Source organism: Paracoccus sp. (in: a-proteobacteria) (assembly GCF_047973135.1).
Classification (GTDB): Bacteria; Pseudomonadota; Alphaproteobacteria; order Rhodobacterales; family Rhodobacteraceae; genus Paracoccus.
The window spans coordinates 1-5,491 of record NZ_JBKEBL010000301.1; the positions used below are offsets into that span (position 1 = coordinate 1).

The following is a 5,491-nucleotide window of genomic DNA, read 5'->3' on the forward strand; positions in this document are numbered from 1 at the left end:
GACCATGGACGGCCCCGCCGCCGGGTCCGGGCTGGTCCGCACCAATGCCGATGCCGAAGGAATGTCACCCCGTGGCACGATGAACAACTGCGGATCGGGCAAGACGCTTTGGGGCACCTTTCTGACCTGCGAGGAAAACTTCAACGGCTATTTCGGCACCTCCGACAGCAGCGAGGCCGGCCAGCAGCGCAGCGACGGCGAGAACCGCTATGGCATCGGTAATGAAAGCCGCTATGCCTATGAGATATTCGATCCGCGCTTTGACCTGAGCAAAGAGCCGAACGAACCAAATCGCCACGGCTGGATCACCGAAATCGACCCCTCGGACGCGGCAGGCACGCCAGTCAAGCATACCGCCCTTGGCCGGTTCAAGCACGAAAATGCCGAGATGGTGCAGGCCGCCGATGGCCGGATCGTGGTCTATATGGGCGATGATGAGCGCGGCGAGTTCGTCTATCGTTACGTCTCGGACAGCACCTGGGCAGAGGGTCAGCCGACCGATACCCTGTTGTCCGACGGCACGCTATATGTGGCGCGTTTCCACGACGACCAAACCGGCGAGTGGATTGCCCTGACCCCCGAGACGACCGGCATGTCGCAGGCCGAAATCCTGGTCTTTGCGCGCATGGCGGGGTCACGGGTCGGGGCGACCACGATGGACCGCCCGGAATGGATCGCCTGCCACCCCCGGCGGCCCGAGGCCTATTGCGCATTGACCAACAACTCGAAGCGCGGGATCGAACCGAATGCAGGGGGCGATGCGACTCTGGTGGGCGGACCGAACCCGCGTCAGGCCAATGAATACGGCCAAGTCCTGCGCTGGCGACCCAAGGGCGGGGATCACGGCGCGGACGGGTTCGAATGGGATTTGTTCGTGATGGCGGGCAATCCTTCCGTGCATGAGGACGCCTATGGGGGATCGGCGAATGTGACAGCGGGCAACATGTTCAACTCGCCCGACGGGATGGCCTTTGACAGCACCGGCTTGCTGTGGATCCAGACCGATGGCAATGACAGCAATGCTGACAATTTCGCCGGCATGGGTAATAACCAGATGCTGATCGGCAACCCTGACAGCGGCGAGATCGCCCGCTTTCTGACCGCGCCAAACGGTGCCGAAGTCACCGGCCTATGCTGGTCTGCGGACCGCAAGACAGCCTTTGTCGGCATCCAGCATCCGGGCGGATCCTGGCCCGACGGCGTGGGCAAGCCGCGTTCTTCGGTCATCGCCATCTGGCGCGAGGATGGCGCGACCCTAGGCTGACGGTCACTGCCGGAGGCCGGGGATGGGTGCGCTGATCTGGTCTCTGGCGGGTGTTTTCGGCGGGGCGCGAAATCCCATGCAAATGCGGGGCTTTGTGCTGCTTGCTGCTTGCACAGGGGCGGCGCAGGATATGAACAGCCTGCACCCCGCCGCCGCGCACTGCACGGGATCCGTTGCGCGACATCACCGCCGGGTGTTTTGCGTCCCGCGGTGGCCGCGGAGCTGCGCCCCCCGGACCCCCTGCCAAAGCCAGCGGCGCTGATCGGCGTCGCGTTGCCATGCCATTCACAGACCGGCCACGCGCCGAAGGCGCGCCCCCGGCCCGGGCGGCAGCACGCGGGTCGGGCTTTGCCCGGCCCGCACCCCCCCTTTCCGCCTGTCCTGTGCCTGCCCGGTCAGCGCATCAGGTCGGGCAGGAATAGCGTGATCTGCGGAAAACCGATCAGCAGCGCCATCACGATCACTTCGGCCAGCAGGAACCACGAAACCCCGCGAAAGATCGTCCAGATGGGCACGCGGTCGCCGATCACCGATTTCACCACAAAGACATTCATGCCAAGCGGCGGAGTGATCATGCCGATTTCTACGTATTTCACCACGATGATGCCGAACCAGATCAGATCCAGCCCCAGTGCCTTGATCATCGGCAGGAACACCGGCATCGTGATCAGCATGATCCCCAGCGGATCGAGAAACATCCCCAGCACCAGAAAGACGGCGGAAATCGCCAGGATGACCAGCAGCGGATCGCCCGCGTAACCGCCCACCATATCGGCCAGCAAGGCCGATACCCCCGTCAGCGACAGAAGGCGCGTGTACATCACCGCCCCCATGCCCACGAAAAAGATCTGCGCCGTACCGCTCATTGCCTCTTTCAGGGCGGTGACGACGCTCGCAAGGTCGATCCGGCGTTGCAGGACGGCGATCAGCAGCGCCAGCGAGGCCCCAGCCGCGCCCGCCTCGGTCGGGGTGACAATGCCGCCATACAAGCCACCGATAATGCCCAGAACCAGCAGCGTCACCGGCCAGATCTCGCGAAGGGCGGCCAGCCGGTCGGCCTTGAGCGTTGCCAGTTCGGCGGGGTCCAGCGGCGGGGCAAGCGCCGGATTCAACCGACAGCGGACGACGATCAGCACCACATATGCCAGTGCTGTCAGAATACCCGGCACCACCCCCGCGATCAGCAGGCGCGAGATCGACACCTCGGCAAAGACACCGTACAGCACCAGCATGATCGAGGGCGGAATCAGCGCAGCCAGCGTCCCGGCCGAGGCGACCACCCCCGTCGCCAGCGCCTTGTCATAACCCATGCGCAGCATCTCGGGGATGGCCAGCCTGCCCATGGCTGCGGCCGAGGCCAGCGATGACCCGCAGGCGGCGGCAAATCCGACGCTGGCCATGTTCGCGGCCACGGCCAGCCCGCCGGGCAATGCGCTGAACCACAGCCGCGCGGCGCGGAACAGCGCCGATGAAATGCCCGAGTGGTTGGCTATGGCCCCCATCAGCAGGAACATCGGGATCGCCGTCAAATCCCAGTTCGCCGCAAAAGAGAAAGGCGTCTCGCGCAGGATCGACAGGGCGATGGGAAAGTTGCGTACATAGGCAAGACCCAGCACCGACACAACGCCCAGAGCGACGCCGATCGGAACGCGCAATGCTATCAACCCCAGGATGAACGCCAGCGTAGTCAGTCCAAAACTCAGCGGATCCATCTAGGCGCGCCCTTTGATCAGCCGGGCCAGCAGGCGGCACAGCAGCGCCAGCGCCATCGCCGTGCCGGCCAGGGGCAGGATCCAGCGTGTCGGCCATACCGGCAGATAGCCTCCGTGAATCTCCCAGACCTCGCGGCGACTGGTGCGCGCAAGGGCAGACAGCCAGCTTTGCCAGACAAAGGCCAGCACATACAGAAGAACCAGCAGATCCACCAGCAGATCCGTCACCCGGCGCAGCGGGCGCGGCAGCGCGCTGGCAAAGATATCCGCTGTGACATGCGCGTCACGCAGCGTCACCCATGCCAGCGGCAGAAAGGCAACCGCAATCATGTAATAGCTTGCGGTGATCTCGCCCGTGCCGGACAGGGGCTTGTTGAACAGGCTGCGCGACAGCACGTCGATTGTGACATGCAGCATCATCAGCGCGCCCGCCACACAAGCGACGGCGAACAGCGCATCGGCAATCCGGTTGGTGATCTTGTTCAGGCGCTCCATCGGCATCCTCGCTTTGACCGCACGTCACGGCGCAAGGGGCGCATTCGCCCCCCCCCCGCGACGGGATGGGAATCGGCGGATTACAGCGCCGCAGGATCGACATGCGACAGCACGTCATCCCACAGCCGCAGCGTCAGCGCATCGACATCATTGCCGATTTCGGCAGTGATCGGACGCCATTTCTCGACATTGGCCAGATAGGCGTCGATCAGCGCCTCGGGGTCGGGTACGCCAAGCTGCGCGCCGATCTCGATCAGGCGCTTGCGATCCTGCGTGATCCAGTCCTCGGCCAAGGCGGTCAGATCGTCGGTCGGCGGAACCAGTTCGACGCCATTGACCTGCTGCTGTTTCTCGAAACTTTCCTGATCGCGCAGCACGTAATTGCCGATGGTATGCTTGGCGGTGATGAAGGCCGACGCGCGCAGCGTCGCCTGCTGTTCCTCGGGCGACAGTTCTGCAAAGGCGTCGCGGTTCATCAGCAGGCCGACCGCCGGGGCCGCGATGCCCAAGGGCAGATCGCTGACATGGCGCGCATATTCGCCATAGCCGAAAGTCTGCAACCATTCGCGCACCGCCATAAGGCAATCCAGCCCGCCGCGCTGCAACAGGCCCACCGCCTCGGTCAGCGTGACGGACATCGGCGTCGCGCCTCCGGCCGCCGCCATCTCGCCATAACCGCCAGTGGCGCGCACCCGCTTGCCCTTGAGATCGGCCAGAGATGCCACCGGCGAGGTACACATCAGGTAATAGGGGGCTGAAGAAAAGCCGCCCAGAATCATGACGTTATTGGCGCGCGCCTCATCAAGGCAAGAGGGACAGTCCTGAAACACCGTCTCGACCGCCGCCGCCGCCACCGCCACCGGATCGCTGCCCGGCACGACAATGGAATAAAGCAGCGTCAGCGAGGGCATCGCCTCGGGCGTATAAACCGGGATCTGCAATCCGCCCTGCATCAGCCCGTCGCTGACCGCCGCCAAGGTACCCCGCCCGTCGGCAAGCTGACCACCGGAAATCAGCTCCCATTGCACCGAGCCGCCGGTCTCTTCGGCGATCATCTGGAATGCCTGAGGCAGCGTGTCGGTATTCAGGTAATCAGATGCCGGGGGCCATGATCCATAGATCGGGCTTTGCGCCAGCGCGGCACCCGCACCAAACGACATGACGGCGGCACATGCCAGAGCCTTGAACGTCATCAATCTCTCCTCCCACAAACCGCGCCCTTTTGCCGGGCGCTTTTCACAATGAAATCAGGCCGGCGTCACCTCGACCGGGATCGAGTGATAGCCACGCAACCAATTGATATAGACGCGCTCGGGTTCCCCGGTCAGTTCGATCCGCCTGACCCGTCGCGCCAGCGCGCCCAGTACCGATTCCGCCTCCAGCCGGGCAACCATCTGCCCGACGCAGCCATGAATGCCCGTGCCAAAGGCAAGATGGCCGACCGGGCGGCGGGTGATGTCATATTCGTCCGGCCGGTCCCATCGCGCGGGGTCGCGATTGGCAGCGCCCAGCCACATCAGTACCTTTTCCTCGGCCCCCAGTGCCACACCCGCCAGCGTGGTCGGGCCGGTGGTCGTGCGGCCAATGACAGGGCTAGGGGCCATGAAACGCAACGCCTCTTCAAAGGCAGGCCGCGCCAGATCGGGGTCGGCGTGCAGCAAATCCCATTGCTCGGGCCGTTCGATCAGCGCCAGAACCGTCTGCCCGATGCCGAAAACCGTCGTGTCGATCCCGGCCGAGATAAAGGCCCGGACCAGCATTCCAGCCTCATCACGGGTGATCTCGCCCGCATGGGCGGCGGCATAGATTTCCTGACCAAACCCATCGGGAAGCAGGTTTTCTTCGGCCATCTGCGCAGCGACATATTCGAATGTGCCCTGTTCTTCGACGATCTTGCGCGCGGCATGGTACAGGTCGTTCTTCGGACCCATCGCGTTGAAATTGAGCGTTGAATAGGGCATCAGATGCTGCCGCCCCTCGGGGCGAAGGCCCACCGCGTCGGGTAACACCTTGAACGGAA

General features: G+C 64.1%; 5 protein-coding genes. 1 reads left to right on the forward strand and 4 read right to left on the reverse strand.

Annotation, left to right across the window (positions count from 1 at the left end):
- A partial coding sequence (locus ACK5L9_RS21985) for a PhoX family protein (RefSeq protein ID WP_416913592.1) occupies positions 1-1,264 on the forward strand: 1,264 nt, incomplete at its 5' end.
- Positions 1,265-1,659: 395 nt separating this feature from the next.
- On the opposite strand, the gene ACK5L9_RS21990 is transcribed toward ACK5L9_RS21985, so the two are convergent.
- From ACK5L9_RS21990 to ACK5L9_RS22005, 4 genes are all read right to left on the reverse strand, one after another.
- Positions 1,660-2,976, reverse strand: a complete 1,317-nt coding sequence (locus tag ACK5L9_RS21990) for a TRAP transporter large permease (protein ID WP_416913593.1) — start codon at positions 2,974-2,976, stop codon at positions 1,660-1,662.
- Positions 2,977-3,471, reverse strand: a complete 495-nt coding sequence (locus ACK5L9_RS21995; RefSeq protein ID WP_416913594.1) for a TRAP transporter small permease — start codon at positions 3,469-3,471, stop codon at positions 2,977-2,979. It lies immediately after the preceding gene.
- Positions 3,472-3,551: 80 nt separating this feature from the next.
- Complete coding sequence (dctP, locus tag ACK5L9_RS22000) at positions 3,552-4,664, reverse strand: TRAP transporter substrate-binding protein DctP (protein WP_416913595.1); 1,113 nt, start codon at positions 4,662-4,664, stop codon at positions 3,552-3,554.
- 54 nt (positions 4,665-4,718) lie between these two features.
- On the reverse strand, positions 4,719-5,491 hold a 773-nt coding region (locus ACK5L9_RS22005), incomplete at its 5' end, for a cytochrome P450 (protein ID WP_416913596.1).

What these genes read in the sequence shown, in the direction of transcription:
- ACK5L9_RS21990 (WP_416913593.1), bottom strand. Translation starts at nt 2,976, where the DNA reads ATGGATCCGCTGAGTTTTGGACTGACTACGCTGGCGTTCATCCTGGGG.
- ACK5L9_RS21995 (WP_416913594.1), bottom strand. Translation starts at nt 3,471, where the DNA reads ATGGAGCGCCTGAACAAGATCACCAACCGGATTGCCGATGCGCTGTTC.
- dctP (WP_416913595.1), bottom strand. Translation starts at nt 4,664, where the DNA reads ATGACGTTCAAGGCTCTGGCATGTGCCGCCGTCATGTCGTTTGGTGCG.